Origin of the sequence: Pantoea sp. DY-17 (genome assembly GCF_019795975.1) — a bacterium.
Classification (GTDB): domain Bacteria; phylum Pseudomonadota; class Gammaproteobacteria; order Enterobacterales; family Enterobacteriaceae; genus Pantoea; species Pantoea leporis.
Window position 1 is genome coordinate 18,575 of record NZ_JAIMIG010000009.1, and the last position, 13,432, is coordinate 32,006.

The following is a 13,432-nucleotide window of genomic DNA, read 5'->3' on the forward strand; positions in this document are numbered from 1 at the left end:
ATAAAAAACCCTGCCTCGGCAGGGTTTTTTTTCGTCTTCATTTTGTCAGAACTTACGGCAGACATCTTCGCGGGTCAGTCCGATGTCGCGGAGCTGGTTATCACTCAGTTTTGACAGAATGCGGTGAGTTTCACGTCGTGCTTTCCAGTGTTTAACCATACGCAAAGCGCCGCGGAAGATATCCAGTAAAGTGACGTCAAAAGGTTTAGCCGCGCGGTTTTGATCGAATTCCATAATCCTTGCCCTCAGTAGGTTGCCTGAGATGCATTGTCCAATTCTTGCGCATTATGATACAGACGCAAAAATCACTTATCTTTAACATACAGATTGCGTTGTGGTGGATCTGAATGGTAATAATGAAGGCTATCTGTACTGGTTTATTATCATTAATGGCTGGGTGAGGCATACGATGACGCGCTACCAACATTTAGCATGTTTGCTTTCGGATCGTATAGAGCAAGGGCTGTACCGCAGCGGTGAACGCTTGCCGTCGGTACGCACGCTTAGCCTGGAACACGGCGTGAGTATCAGCACCGTTCAGCAGGCATATCATCTGCTGGAAGAGAAGCAGCTGATTGTGCCACAGCCACGTTCCGGATATTTCGTTGCAACACGCAAAGCGACGCCGCCGATGCCGGCAATAACCCGACCTGCACAGCGTCCGGTGGAAATCACGCAGTGGGAATCGGTGCTGGAGTTGCTCAGCAGCCGAACTAATAGCGATGTGTTGCAACTTGGCAGCGGTATGCCTGATCTGACCCAGCCCACGTTGAAACCGCTGTGGAAAATTCAGAGCCGTATGGCGCAGAAGCAGGATATTGATCAGCTTAACTATGACAGTTTGCTGGGCGTCGCGGCACTGCGCGAACAAGTTGCGCGCCTGACGATCGACAGCGGTTGTCAGCTCACGGCAGACGATATCGTGATCACCACCGGCTGCCATGAAGCGTTGTCGATTTCGATTCGTGCGATATGCCAGGCCGGTGACATCATTGCGGTGGAGTCGCCGACTTTCCACGGCACCATGCAAACCCTGCGTGGCTTCGGCATTCGCGCCATTGAGATTCCCACCGATTCGGTCACCGGCATCAGCCTGGAAGCGCTGGAACTTGCGTTCGAACAGTGGCCGATCAAAGCGGTGGTGGTGGTGCCAAACTGCAATAATCCGCTGGGCTTTATCATGCCGGAATCTCGCAAACGTGCGCTGGTGACGCTGGCGCAGCGTTTCGATGCCGCGATTATTGAGGACGATGTGTACGGTGAGCTGGCGTGGGAGTATCCGCGTCCGGTTACTATCAAGTCGCTGGATCACGATGGCCGCGTGTTGCTGTGCAGTTCCTTCTCCAAGACGCTGGCGCCGGGGCTGCGTGTTGGTTGGGTGGCGCCGGGGCGCTATCGCGATCGCGTGCTGCACATGAAATATATCAGCACCGGATCGACGGCCACACAGCCGCAGCATGCGGTCGCCGAGTTTATTCGCCTTGGTCATTATCTGCCGCATTTGCGGCGCATGCGTCAGGTGTATCAACGCAACTACGAAACCTTTAGCTGCTGGGTACGCCACTACTTCCCGTGCGGGATTTGTGTGTCGCGTCCGCAGGGCAGTTTCCTGATGTGGATTGAATTGCCAGAGGCGTTTGACGCGGTCAGGCTCAATACCGAATTGCGTGAGCTGAACATGCAGGTTGCCGTGGGCTCGCTGTTTTCAGCCTCGGGTAAGTATCGCAACTGCTTGCGCCTGAATTATGGTTTGCCAATGAATGAGCACACAGAGCAGGCGATAGCCCAACTCGGCGCAGCGGTAGAACGTGCCATGCTGGCTTGCAGTGTGGAAACCGTGCATACCTCCTCCCTGACTATGTGAAGAAAGGCAGGGCTGGGAGAGGTTAAGACCAGCCCTGGCCCGCTGCAAGCGACAGCGGGCAGGTACACTTTAGTCTTGTCAGGAAATGACGCCAGCCCTCACATCACGCTGCTGCGCGGCAGATTCCAGCGTTTCATCCTCACTTACCACGCCTTACATTGTTTCTGCAGGTTCGATTCCATTTTCCACCAGTGACAGCAACTGCTGCGTTGCTGCGCGCCAGTCGGTGGCCTGGGTAATCGCGCTCACTACCGCAATGCTGCCCACGCCGGTAGCCAACACTTCCGGCACGCGCGCCAGTGAAATACCGCCAATCGCCACGGTTGGCACATCCTGCAAACGCGCCAGGTGGCGTTTCAATTCCACCACGCCCTGCGGCGCAGAAGGCATGTCTTTGGTTTGCGTAGGATAGATGTGGCCAAGCGCAATGTAAGAAGGGCGCAGCGCCAGAGCCCGATCCAACTCGGCATCGTCATGCGTCGATAAACCCAGACGCAAACCCGCCTCACGAATGGCCGCCAGATCGGCCACATCGAGATCTTCCTGGCCGAGGTGCACGCCATAAGCGTGATATTTAATGGCTAAGCGCCAGTAATCATTGATAAACAGGCGAGCGCGATAATGTTTGCCAAGTGCAATCGCCTCGCGTACCGCATCTTCCACCTCATGATCTTCACAATCTTTGATGCGCAACTGTATGGTGCGCACACCAGCTTCCAGCAAGCGCGCGATCCATTCCACGCTATCAACAACCGGATACAGCCCCAGTTTTGGGGCTGTGGCAGGAAAGGCGTTGGTCATACATTTTCCTCTTTAAGGGTATCGGCAGCGTGATAGATCTCGCCGCCACGATTGCGGAAGGCGTCCGACATTTGCGCCATACCCATCTCAATCGGTTGGGCTTCAGCCTGTTGGCGGGCGGCAAACTCACGCACTTCCTGCGTAATTTTCATCGAGCAGAATTTCGGGCCGCACATTGAGCAGAAGTGCGCCACTTTTCCCGATTCCTGCGGCAGGGTTTCATCGTGATAGGCGCGTGCGGTGTGTGGATCGAGCGCCAGATTGAACTGATCTTCCCAGCGAAATTCAAAACGCGCTTTCGACATTGCATTGTCGCGGATCTGCGCGCCCGGATGACCTTTCGCCAGATCCGCTGCGTGCGCGGCGATCTTGTAAGTGATCAGCCCTTGCTTCACATCCTCTTTATTCGGCAAACCGAGGTGCTCTTTCGGCGTGACGTAACACAGCATGGCGCAGCCGAACCAGCCAATCATGGCCGCGCCGATGCCGGAAGTGAAATGGTCATAGCCGGGCGCGATATCGGTGGTGAGCGGGCCAAGCGTGTAAAACGGGGCTTCGTGACAGTGCTCAAGCTGTTCGGTCATATTGCGACGAATCATCTGCATCGGCACATGGCCCGGACCTTCAATCATCACCTGCACATCGTATTCCCAGGCGATTTTGGTCAGTTCGCCCAGCGTATGCAGTTCAGCAAATTGCGCCTCATCGTTGGCATCCTGAATCGAGCCGGGACGCAGGCCGTCGCCGAGTGATAGTGCCACATCGTAGGCGGCACAAATTTCACAAATCTCGCGGAAGTGCAGATAGAGGAAGCTTTCGGTGTGATGCGACAGGCACCATTTCGCCATAATCGAGCCGCCGCGCGACACAATGCCGGTCAGGCGTTTGGCCGTCATCGGCACATAGCGCAGCAGCACGCCGGCGTGAATGGTGAAGTAGTCAACGCCTTGTTCCGCCTGCTCCAGCAGCGTGTCGCGGAAAATCTCCCAGTTGAGATCTTCTGCAATGCCGTTCACTTTCTCCAGAGCCTGATAAATCGGCACCGTACCAATCGGCACCGGGCTGTTACGCAAAATCCACTCACGCGTTTCATGGATGTAGCGGCCAGTAGAGAGATCCATCACGGTGTCTGCGCCCCAGCGTGTTGACCACACCAGCTTCTCCACTTCCTCTTCAATTGATGAGCTCACCGCAGAGTTGCCAATGTTGGCATTCACCTTCACCAGGAAGTTTCGGCCGATAATCATCGGTTCGGATTCGGGATGGTTGATGTTAGAGGGAATGATGGCGCGGCCGCTGGCCACTTCCTGACGGACAAATTCCGCGGTGATATTTTCCGGCAAGTTAGCGCCAAAGCTGTGACCCGGATGCTGCTGTAGCAGCACTTCACCGCGAATACGCTCGCGGCCCATGTTTTCACGCAGCGCAATAAACTCCATCTCCGGCGTGATGATGCCCTGACGCGCATAGTGCAGTTGAGTAACCCGGTGACATGCTTTGGCACGGCGCGGTTGCGGCAGATGCTCAAAACGCAGATGGTCCAGGCCTTCATCCGCCAGACGCTGCTGTGTGTAACTGGAACTCAGCTGGTGGATGGTTTCGCTGTCGCCGCGCTCTTCGATCCAATTGGCACGCAGCCTGGCGAGCCCCTGATGCACATCGATGGTGGCTTGAGGATCGCCATAAGCGCCGGCGGTGTCGTAAACCGGCACCGCTTCATTCGGCTCATAGCGCGGATTCTCTTTGCTGCCGCCAATGTGTGTCGGACTGAGCTGTATCTCACGCATCGGCACACGAATATCCGCGCGGCTGCCGGTGATCCAGATACGTTTGGAGTTGGGGAAAGCGGTTCCCTGCAGGGAATCGATAAATTCTTGCGCCTGAGCGCGTTGTTCACGACGAGAAGTTTTAGCAGACATAGCAAGTTTCCGGAAAAGGTTGGAAGTTGCTTGTCCAGAGTTCGGAAGGAGTAACAGGTACGGTGCCGGGCGCCAACATGCACCGTGCTGATAATGTCTACTCTTGTTCCCTTCGCAGGTACTAACCTGATCAGGTTCCGCGGATCCCGAATTAACGGTCTCAGCCCCGAAGGGCACTCCGACAAGTTGGTGTTTTACGATATAAGCTACTTTGCTTGCTATTTCACGCCCGGGCAGTGCTCGTGACCGTCACGTACTACGTGTACGCTCCGGTCCCTGCGCGCTGTCCGAGCGTGAACTCGCTGCGCACGCTACGCTTATATCGCAAAATTTACCTCTTCATGTTTCAGGAAGAGGAATTAAAAAAAGCCCATTTAGCATAAGAGGGCTTTTCTTGAATAACAAGTTTTTTACATCTTCAGAATTTAAGCCGGGCGGGCGATGATGCTGTCGTTGGCAACCGGCGGACGCGCCAGCTGGTTGTCCCAGGCGAGCTGCACCAGTTTGTCTTCCAGCGTAAAGCGCGATTCCAGCACTTCGCCGACTTCGGAGAGTGCGGTTTGAAAATCCACGCAATTATCATCGTTAATCGCTTGCTGCAGATGGCTGTCATAGAGCTGCATGATGCGATCGGTATTCGCCTCAAGTGCCGGGTAAATCTGCGCGGCCACGATTAATGGGCTATCACCTTGCATCTCACTTATGATGTGTTCATACACGCTGAAATGGCCGGTGGACAGGTAATCCACCAGGTTGTGACAAAATGCATCCAGCGCCTGTTCATCCAGCGTGGATAACGCATCTTTTTGTGGCTTCATGCCAATAAGCTCGTAGTAAGTGACGAGCAACTGTCGACGGGCGCGCAGCCATGAATCGACCAATTCATTTCCACCGCCAACACGCTCTGTCAGGTTCTCTAACTGGTTAAGCATATGGGGCTCCAGGTAGGTTATAGTTGTTTATTACACACTTAATATTAGGATTTCAGCGTGCGATTTGACGCTAAGGACAACGATTAAGATGCAACGTGAGATCTCAAGCTTAGACGCTGGATGGTGGGTTGTCAGCCATGAGCAAAAACTTTGGTTGCCGCAGGGCGAATTGCCGCATGGCTTAGCCAGCGATTTTGGCCTCAGCGGCAGCAACGCGATTTTGATCGGCGAGTGGCAGGGCGAGAATGTCTGGCTGGTACGTGAATCGCGTCCGGACAGCATGGGCTCGGTGCGCCAACTGATTGATGAGGATGTCGGCCTGTTCCAAATCGCCGGACGTGGTGTGCAGCTGGCGGAGTTTTACCGCTCGCATCGCTGGTGCGGCTATTGCGGCCATGAGATGCACATCAGCAAACGCGAATTTGCCTGCTTGTGCAATCACTGCCGCGAGCGTTATTACCCGCAAATTGCGCCGTGCATCATCGTGGCTATCCGCCGTGGCGATGAGATCCTGCTCGCCAATCATGCGCGTCATCGTAACAATATCTACACCGTGCTGGCGGGCTTCGTCGAAGTGGGCGAAACCTTAGAACAAGCGGTGGCGCGGGAAGTGATGGAGGAGAGCAACGTGCGGGTGAAAAACGTGCGTTACGTTACCTCACAGCCGTGGCCGTTCCCGCACTCTCTGATGATGGCGTATATGGCGGAATATGACGGCGGCGATCTGCAACACGACGGTAAAGAGCTGCTGGATGCCGGTTGGTATCGCTACGACGATCTGCCGCTGTTACCGCCGCCCGGCACGGTGGCGCGTCGCCTGATTGAAGATACCGTTGCCCTGTGTCGCGCCAGCGCGGCGTGAAAATGCTACACTGCCGGCCTTAGCATGAGAGAGCCCATTATGAGTGAACTGAAGAACGATCGTTATCTGCGCGCCCTGTTACGTCAGCCGGTAGATGTCACGCCGGTATGGATGATGCGACAAGCCGGGCGCTATTTGCCGGAGTACAAAGCCACGCGCGCTGAAGCCGGTGATTTTATGTCGCTGTGTAAGAATGCTGAGCTGGCGTGTGAAGTCACGCTGCAACCGCTGCGTCGCTATGCGCTGGATGCGGCAATCCTCTTCAGCGATATCCTCACCATTCCGGATGCGATGGGACTTGGGCTCTACTTTGAGACCGGCGAAGGCCCGCGCTTCTCCAATCCGATCACCTGCCGAGCGGATGTCGACAAGCTGCCGGTGCCGGATCCAGAGCAAGAACTCGGTTATGTGATGAACGCGGTACGTACCATTCGTCACAACCTGAAAGGCGAAGTGCCGCTGATCGGTTTCTCCGGCAGCCCGTGGACGCTGGCAACCTACATGGTTGAAGGCGGCAGTAGCAAAGCGTTCACCAAAATCAAAAAGATGATGTACGCCGAGCCGCAAACCCTGCACAAGCTGCTGGATAAGCTGGCCGACAGCGTGATTCTTTATCTCAATGCGCAGATCAGAGCTGGCGCGCAGTCGATCATGGTGTTCGACACATGGGGCGGCGTGCTGACCGGCCGCGACTATCGCGAATTCTCGCTCTATTACATGCATAAAATCGTCGATAGCGTGCTGCACGAGAATGAAGGTCGCCGCGTTCCTATTACGCTGTTCACCAAAGGTGGCGGCCAATGGCTGGAAGCGATAGCCGCGACCGGCTGTGATGCGCTGGGACTCGACTGGACCACCGATATCGCCGATGCGCGTCGTCGCGTGGGTGACAAAGTGGCGCTGCAGGGCAACATGGATCCTTCCATGCTGTATGCACCGCCTGCGCGCATCGAGCAGGAAGTGGCCGGGATTCTCGAAGGTTTTGGCGCGGGCGAAGGTCACGTGTTTAACCTGGGCCACGGCATCCATCCAGATGTGCCGCCTGAGCATGCCGGTGCATTTGTTGAAGCGGTGCACCGTCTGTCACGTCCGTATCATCAGGGCTGATGATGGATTTAGCCGCACTTCGCCAGGAACAGTTACAGCGCGCTGCTGATGTGGTGCGGCAGGATGATTTCGACGTGCTGCCGCCGCGCTTTATTGGTGGTGCCGACGTGGGGTTTGAACAGGGCGGCGAGATCACGCGCGCGGCTCTGGTCATCCTCGAGTATCCATCCTTAAAGCTGGTGGAACACCGCATTGCGCGCGTGGCCACCACCATGCCCTATATTCCGGGCTTCTTATCCTTCCGCGAAATGCCGGCGCTGCTGGAAGCCTGGCAGCAGCTCTCCCAGTTGCCCGATCTGCTGTTTGTCGATGGCCACGGTATTTCCCATCCCCGTCGGCTTGGCGTGGCGGCACATTTCGGTTCGCTGGTGGATGTGCCCACCATTGGCGTGGCGAAGAAGCGTTTGTGTGGACGTTTTGCTGAGCTGGACGCCGAGCCAGGCAGCCGTCAGCCGCTGCTCGACAAAGGCGAACAGATTGGCTGGGTATGGCGCAGTAAAGCGCGCTGTAATCCGCTATTTATCTCGACCGGCCATCGCGTCAGCATGGATAGCGCGTTGCATTGGGTAGAAGTTTGTACCGCAGGCTATCGTTTGCCGGAACCGACGCGTTGGGCGGATGCTGTCGCCTCCGGACGCCCGGCCTTTCTGCGCTGGCAAAACACGCCTTAACGCTGTTTGTGCCCGGCTTTTGCGGTACACTGCCGCCAGCTAAACTATTGAGAGTAAGTTTGATGTTACAGAATCCCGTCCATTTGCGTCTGGCGAAGCTTGAAAGCTGGCAGCATATGACTTTCATGGCCTGCCTTTGCGAGCGCATGTTCCCCAACTATTGGGCTTTTTGTCAGCAGACCGCATTCGCCGATCCGCAACTCTATCGCCGCATCCTCGATCTCATCTGGGAAAGCCTGACGGTCAAAGATGCCAAAATCAATTTCGACGGTCAGCTGGAGAAATTTGAAGCGGCGATCCCGGATGGTGACGATTTTGAGGTTTACGGTGTTCATCCGGCGATTGATGCCTGCGTGGCCTTGAGTGAACTGCTGCATGCACAGCTCAGCGGCGAAACGCTTGAGCACGCCGTTGAAGTCAGCCGTACATCGATCACCACCGTGGCGATTCTGGAAATGACGCAGGCCGGTCGCGAAATGACCGACGAAGAGCTGCGCGGAAATCAGGCTGTCATCGATGAATGGGATCTGCAGTGGGAGATTTTCCGCCTGCTGTCAGAGTGTGAGGAGCGCGACCTTGAATTGATTAAAGGCCTGCGTGCAGACCTGCGCGAAGCGGGAATCAGTAACATCGGTATACTTTTTCAGCAATAAGGCAAGAAAACGTGACTTCAGGCCCGAATTACCGCGCCTGGAGGCTTCACATCAGCCCCCAGTCTGGTCTACATTTGGGGGGCTGAAAATTGTGGCTATCGGTGCGTGCCGGCTGAACAAGGTCTGAGAATGGCTTTTCCCTCGCACTCGTTGCTTAGCAAGCGATAAATACACTTTAAGGATAACTTATGAACAAGACTCAACTGATTGATGTGATCGCAGAGAAAGCTGACCTGTCTAAAACCCAGGCTAAGACTGCGCTGGAATCTACCCTGGCTGCGATCACTGAGTCTCTGAAAGAAGGTGATGCTGTACAACTGGTTGGTTTTGGTACTTTTAAAGTGAACCACCGCGCTGAGCGTACCGGTCGCAACCCGCAGACTGGCAAAGAGATCAAAATTGCAGCAGCTAACGTGCCAGCGTTCGTTTCAGGCAAAGCTCTGAAAGACGCTGTTAAGTAAGTTTCCGCATTGCGGTTTAGCTTTAAAAGAGGGGGCGTTAGCGCCCCTTTTTGTTGCCGGGACCTGCCATGCTGAATTCAATTCCTCAGCGCGTTTGCGCCCTGTTATTTGGTGCGCTGCTGACGGGCTGTAGCTCCACTCCTGAACTTCCTGCCTTCACGGCGAGCGGCTATCTGGCCGACCGCGGCACCGTGCGCATCTGGCGCAAGAATAGCGACCATCAAGTTGTTCACCTGCGTACGGTCTTCACGCCGTTTAATGGCGATGCGATGGAAACCACTGACTACAATTGGCAGCAGCAGAAGCTGATTAGTGTCGAACGGCGCGTCGCGGGTGCACAGCCGGATGATGTCACCTTACGCTTCGATCATCAGGGCAATCTCAATTTCATGCAGCGCCAGCTGGCGGGGCGACGTGAAGCGGTCAGCGCTGATAGCGTTGAACTATATCGCTTCGATGCGCAGCGCATGCTGGATCAGAGCAATGCGTTGCTTGCAGGCCGTGTATTACTGCGTCAGGGCCATTGGCTGGGTGGCAATCAGGTGCGTGAGTGCGATGACAAGCTGGTGAATGTGGCCTTTGATCGCGACACGCTGTATACGCTAGGTCGCCAGCAGCAGAGCCATACTGCGCCATTGATGGTGTCGTGGCTGGAAGCGCCGGAAGGTGTGCAACTGCTGCGTGCTACGCCGGATGACGAATGCAGCTGGCAGCCAAAAGAGAGTGATTTCTGAGATGCGGATAAGTGAAGGGGCACCTGCTGTGCCCCTTTGCGTACTTATTTGCGGTTAATCGCGCGGTAGCCGATATCGCGGCGGCAGAAGCTGCCATCCCACGAAATATGCTGCGCCAGCGCATACGCGTTCTTCTGCGCAGCGGCAACATCGTCGCCCAGCGCGGTCACGCACAGTACGCGACCACCGTTGGTGACCACCAGATCGTCCTTCATGGTGGTGCCAGCATGGAACACTTTGCCATCCGGTACTTCTTCCAGCGGCAGACCGTGAATCTGATCGCCCGTGTTGTAATCGCCCGGATAACCACCCGCCGCTAACACCACGCCGAGAGAGGGACGCGGATCCCACTGCGAGGTTTGCTGATCCAGTTTACCGTCGGTCGCCGCCAGACACAGCGCCACCAGATCCGACTGCAGGCGCAGCATGATCGGCTGAGTTTCCGGATCGCCGAAGCGGCAGTTAAATTCAATCACTTTAGGATGACCGGCCTTATCGATCATCAACCCAGCGTACAGGAAGCCGGTATAAATGTTGCCTTCTGCTTTCATACCGTTAACGGTTGGCCAGATGATCTGATCCATCACGCGCTGGTGGATCTCATCGGTCACCACGGGCGCCGGAGAATACGCGCCCATGCCGCCGGTATTTGGACCGGTATCGCCATCGCCGACACGTTTGTGATCCTGGCTGGTGGCCATCGGCAGCACGTTGTTGCCGTCGACCATCACGATGAAGCTGGCCTCTTCGCCATCGAGGAACTCTTCAATCACGATGCGGTGACCAGCATCGCCGAACGCATTGCCAGCCAGCATGTCCTGCACAGCGGCTTCGGCTTCCGCCAGTTCCATCGCCACGATCACGCCTTTACCGGCCGCCAGACCGTCAGCTTTGATCACGATCGGTGCGCCTTTCTCACGCAGATACGCCAGCGCAGGCTCCACTTCGGTAAAGTTCTGGTATTCGGCGGTTGGAATCTGCTGACGTGCCAGGAAATCTTTGGTGAACGCCTTTGAGCCTTCCAGCTGGGCAGCGGCTTGCGTTGGGCCAAAGATCTTCAGACCTGCAGCACGGAACGCATCAACCACGCCAATCACCAGCGGTGCTTCCGGACCAACGATGGTCAGATCGATCTTTTCCTGCTGAGCAAAGGCCAGCAGCGCGGGAACGTCGGTGGCGCTGATTGCCACGTTTTGCAGAGCCGGCTCGAGCGCGGTGCCCGCATTGCCAGGCGCGACAAATACTGTTTCCGCCAGTGGCGATTGTGCCGCTTTCCATGCCAGCGCGTGTTCACGTCCGCCATTACCAATCACTAAAATTTTCATCTGTACTGCTCCCAACAATTAATGGCGGAAATGACGCATGTCGGTAAAGATCATCGCGATGCCGTGCTCATCAGCGGCGGCAATCACCTCATCATCACGGATTGAACCGCCTGGCTGAATCACGCAACTGATACCGACAGCCGCAGCGGCGTCGATACCGTCGCGGAACGGGAAGAAGGCATCAGACGCCATCGCGGAGCCTTTCACTTCCAGACCTTCGTCACCGGCTTTGATACCGGCAATTTTGGCCGAGTAAACGCGGCTCATCTGGCCGGCGCCAATGCCGATGGTCATGTTGTCACGTGCGTAGACGATGGCGTTGGATTTAACGAACTTCGCCACTTTCCAGCAGAACAGCGCATCACGCATTTCCTGCTCAGTTGGCTGACGTTTGCTGACAACGCGCAGCTGGCTGGCATCGACCATGCCCAGATCGCGATCCTGAACCAGCACACCGCCGTTTACGCGTTTGAAATCCAGCGCCGCAACGCGACCTTGCCACTGACCACACACCAGAACGCGCACGTTCTGCTTGGCAGCGGTAACTTTCAGTGCCGCTTCGCTGGCGGATGGCGCGATGATCACTTCAACAAACTGACGGCTGATGATCGCCTGCGCGGTGGCTTCGTCCAGCTCGCGGTTAAAGGCGATGATGCCACCGAAAGCGGAAGTCGGATCGGTTTTGTAGGCACGCTCGTAAGCGTCAAGTATCGAACCACCAACTGCCACGCCGCATGGATTAGCGTGTTTGACGATCACACAAGCGGCTTCGTCGAACTCTTTCACGCATTCAAGTGCGGCATCGGTATCGGCGATATTGTTGTATGAGAGCGCTTTGCCCTGAACTTGCTGCGCGGTGGCAACAGAAGCTTCAGCAACATTCTCTTCTATATAGAAGGCAGCATCCTGATGGCTGTTCTCGCCGTAACGCATATCCTGCTTCTTAATGAAGTTGAGGTTCAGCGTGCGCGGGAAGCGGCCGGCCGGTTCTTTGCTGTCGCTGTGATAAGCCGGCACCAGGCTACCGAAGTAGTTGGCGATCATGCTGTCGTAGGCGGCAGTGTGTTCGAAAGCTTTGATGGCCAGATCGAAACGCGTTTCTAGCGTGAGCGAGTTTTCGTTGGCATCCAGCTCGGCAATGATCGCTTCGTAATCGCTGCTCTTCACCACGATCGCCACGTCTTTGTGGTTCTTCGCCGCTGAGCGAACCATGGTTGGGCCACCGATATCGATGTTCTCAACCGCGTCAGCTAATGAGCAATCAGGTTTGGCAACGGTTTGTGCGAAGGGATAAAGGTTGACGACCACCATGTCGATTGGGTTGATGGCGTGTTCAGCCATGATCGCATCATCCTGACCACGACGACCCAAAATGCCGCCATGCACTTTCGGGTGCAGCGTTTTGACGCGTCCATCCATCATTTCCGGGAAACCGGTGTAGTCAGAAACTTCGGTGACGGGCAAGCCCGCATCTGCCAGCAGACGTGCTGTACCGCCTGTGGAGAGCAGCTCAACACCACGACTGGAGAGTGCCTGAGCAAATTCGAGGATACCGGCTTTGTCAGAGACACTGAGTAGAGCGCGGCGTACAGGACGACGTTGTTGCATGGTGGTTTTATCCCTTGGCTTTGTTTCGCGTAATAAAGAGCGTTACATCAAGCTTAGTGTCTCTCTTCTATATAGAAGGAAACGCTTGCCTCATGTAACGCCCCAAAAGGGGCATCCTTGACGTCGCCGGGCATTGTAGCGAAAACGTTTGCGTGATGCTCGCCTAAATTCATTTGTGCGGCAGAGTGTGGATAACACTGTGTGTAACTGCGTATAAGGCGGGGTTTTGCTGTGGAATGCAGCGAACGGTTGTTTTTATTGAATTTAGCGGTTGCGTGCTGAGAACAACTCCCTATAATGCGCATCCATCAACACGGCACAACGGTTTACGAAGTGCGGTGTTGGTGAGGAAGATTCGATAAGAACTTCCGCCGGATGAAAACGCTGAAAAAAGTGTTTGACTCCGAAGGAGAGTAGCGTAGTATACGCCACCTCGCGACAGACGGTTCAGCCGCTGTTCGCAACGCTCTTTAACAATTTATCAGACAATCTGTG

The 13,432-nt window shown here is 55.6% G+C and carries 13 protein-coding genes and 1 riboswitch; of the genes, 7 read left to right on the forward strand and 6 right to left on the reverse strand.

What is annotated here, in order from left to right; translation table 11 throughout:
- Positions 1–45: 45 nt before the first annotated feature.
- The gene (locus tag K5Y33_RS23500) at positions 46–234 is read right to left on the reverse strand and encodes a DUF1127 domain-containing protein (protein WP_222235278.1); all 189 of its coding nucleotides are present in this window, start codon (positions 232–234) and stop codon (positions 46–48) included.
- Between the two features lie 175 nt (positions 235–409).
- On the opposite strand from K5Y33_RS23500, the gene K5Y33_RS23505 reads away from it, so the two are divergent.
- Positions 410–1,864 (forward strand): PLP-dependent aminotransferase family protein, encoded by a 1,455-nt coding sequence (locus K5Y33_RS23505; protein WP_222235279.1) that lies wholly within the window; start codon positions 410–412, stop codon positions 1,862–1,864.
- 153 nt (positions 1,865–2,017) lie between these two features.
- Here K5Y33_RS23505 and thiE read toward each other — a convergent pair whose 3' ends face one another.
- The 3 genes from thiE to rsd all read right to left on the reverse strand — a co-directional run bounded on the left by thiE (position 2,018) and on the right by rsd (position 5,516).
- Positions 2,018–2,665, reverse strand: coding sequence for a thiamine phosphate synthase (gene thiE / locus K5Y33_RS23510; RefSeq protein ID WP_222235280.1), 648 nt, complete (start codon positions 2,663–2,665; stop codon positions 2,018–2,020).
- Positions 2,662–4,584 (reverse strand): phosphomethylpyrimidine synthase ThiC, encoded by a 1,923-nt coding sequence (gene thiC / locus K5Y33_RS23515; RefSeq protein ID WP_222235281.1) that lies wholly within the window; start codon positions 4,582–4,584, stop codon positions 2,662–2,664. The genes thiE and thiC overlap by 4 nt, the downstream gene beginning before the upstream one ends.
- 90 nt (positions 4,585–4,674) lie before the next feature.
- A riboswitch (TPP riboswitch) is annotated at positions 4,675–4,775 on the reverse strand.
- Between the two features lie 234 nt (positions 4,776–5,009).
- The gene (gene rsd / locus K5Y33_RS23520; RefSeq protein WP_176972890.1) at positions 5,010–5,516 is read right to left on the reverse strand and encodes a sigma D regulator; all 507 of its coding nucleotides are present in this window, start codon (positions 5,514–5,516) and stop codon (positions 5,010–5,012) included.
- A gap of 88 nt (positions 5,517–5,604) precedes the next feature.
- On the opposite strand from rsd, the gene nudC reads away from it, so the two are divergent.
- From nudC to K5Y33_RS23550, 6 genes are all read left to right on the forward strand, one after another.
- Entirely contained in the window at positions 5,605–6,378 is a 774-nt protein-coding gene (gene nudC, locus K5Y33_RS23525; protein ID WP_110868440.1) for an NAD(+) diphosphatase, read from the forward strand.
- 39 nt (positions 6,379–6,417) lie between these two features.
- Positions 6,418–7,485 (forward strand): uroporphyrinogen decarboxylase, encoded by a 1,068-nt coding sequence (gene hemE / locus K5Y33_RS23530; RefSeq protein ID WP_222235282.1) that lies wholly within the window; start codon positions 6,418–6,420, stop codon positions 7,483–7,485.
- A 2-nt stretch (positions 7,486–7,487) separates the two neighbouring features.
- Entirely contained in the window at positions 7,488–8,156 is a 669-nt protein-coding gene (nfi, locus tag K5Y33_RS23535) for a deoxyribonuclease V (protein WP_222235286.1), read from the forward strand.
- A 62-nt stretch (positions 8,157–8,218) separates the two neighbouring features.
- Complete coding sequence (locus tag K5Y33_RS23540; protein ID WP_110868442.1) at positions 8,219–8,809, forward strand: YjaG family protein; 591 nt, start codon at positions 8,219–8,221, stop codon at positions 8,807–8,809.
- Positions 8,810–8,997: 188 nt separating this feature from the next.
- Positions 8,998–9,270: a nucleoid-associated protein HU-alpha gene (hupA, locus tag K5Y33_RS23545; RefSeq protein ID WP_007886275.1), complete on the forward strand. Its 273-nt coding sequence runs from the start codon at positions 8,998–9,000 to the stop codon at positions 9,268–9,270.
- A 68-nt stretch (positions 9,271–9,338) separates the two neighbouring features.
- Complete coding sequence (locus K5Y33_RS23550; RefSeq protein ID WP_222235283.1) at positions 9,339–10,004, forward strand: DUF1481 domain-containing protein; 666 nt, start codon at positions 9,339–9,341, stop codon at positions 10,002–10,004.
- Positions 10,005–10,048: 44 nt separating this feature from the next.
- Here K5Y33_RS23550 and purD read toward each other — a convergent pair whose 3' ends face one another.
- Together purD and purH are read right to left on the reverse strand one after the other, a co-directional pair.
- Positions 10,049–11,329, reverse strand: coding sequence for a phosphoribosylamine--glycine ligase (gene purD, locus K5Y33_RS23555; RefSeq protein WP_222235284.1), 1,281 nt, complete (start codon positions 11,327–11,329; stop codon positions 10,049–10,051).
- 18 nt (positions 11,330–11,347) lie between these two features.
- Entirely contained in the window at positions 11,348–12,937 is a 1,590-nt protein-coding gene (purH, locus tag K5Y33_RS23560) for a bifunctional phosphoribosylaminoimidazolecarboxamide formyltransferase/IMP cyclohydrolase (protein ID WP_222235285.1), read from the reverse strand.
- Between the last annotated feature and the right edge of the window lie 495 nt (positions 12,938–13,432).

Excerpts from the sequence above, each read along its gene's own strand:
- K5Y33_RS23500 (WP_222235278.1), bottom strand. The coding sequence starts at position 234 with ATGGAATTCGATCAAAACCGCGCGGCTAAACCTTTTGACGTCACTTTA.
- K5Y33_RS23505 (WP_222235279.1), top strand. The coding sequence starts at position 410 with ATGACGCGCTACCAACATTTAGCATGTTTGCTTTCGGATCGTATAGAG.
- thiE (WP_222235280.1), bottom strand. The coding sequence starts at position 2,665 with ATGACCAACGCCTTTCCTGCCACAGCCCCAAAACTGGGGCTGTATCCG.
- thiC (WP_222235281.1), bottom strand. The coding sequence starts at position 4,584 with ATGTCTGCTAAAACTTCTCGTCGTGAACAACGCGCTCAGGCGCAAGAA.
- rsd (WP_176972890.1), bottom strand. The coding sequence starts at position 5,516 with ATGCTTAACCAGTTAGAGAACCTGACAGAGCGTGTTGGCGGTGGAAAT.
- nudC (WP_110868440.1), top strand. The coding sequence starts at position 5,605 with ATGCAACGTGAGATCTCAAGCTTAGACGCTGGATGGTGGGTTGTCAGC.
- hemE (WP_222235282.1), top strand. The coding sequence starts at position 6,418 with ATGAGTGAACTGAAGAACGATCGTTATCTGCGCGCCCTGTTACGTCAG.
- nfi (WP_222235286.1), top strand. The coding sequence starts at position 7,488 with ATGGATTTAGCCGCACTTCGCCAGGAACAGTTACAGCGCGCTGCTGAT.
- K5Y33_RS23540 (WP_110868442.1), top strand. The coding sequence starts at position 8,219 with ATGTTACAGAATCCCGTCCATTTGCGTCTGGCGAAGCTTGAAAGCTGG.
- hupA (WP_007886275.1), top strand. The coding sequence starts at position 8,998 with ATGAACAAGACTCAACTGATTGATGTGATCGCAGAGAAAGCTGACCTG.
- K5Y33_RS23550 (WP_222235283.1), top strand. The coding sequence starts at position 9,339 with ATGCTGAATTCAATTCCTCAGCGCGTTTGCGCCCTGTTATTTGGTGCG.
- purD (WP_222235284.1), bottom strand. The coding sequence starts at position 11,329 with ATGAAAATTTTAGTGATTGGTAATGGCGGACGTGAACACGCGCTGGCA.
- purH (WP_222235285.1), bottom strand. The coding sequence starts at position 12,937 with ATGCAACAACGTCGTCCTGTACGCCGCGCTCTACTCAGTGTCTCTGAC.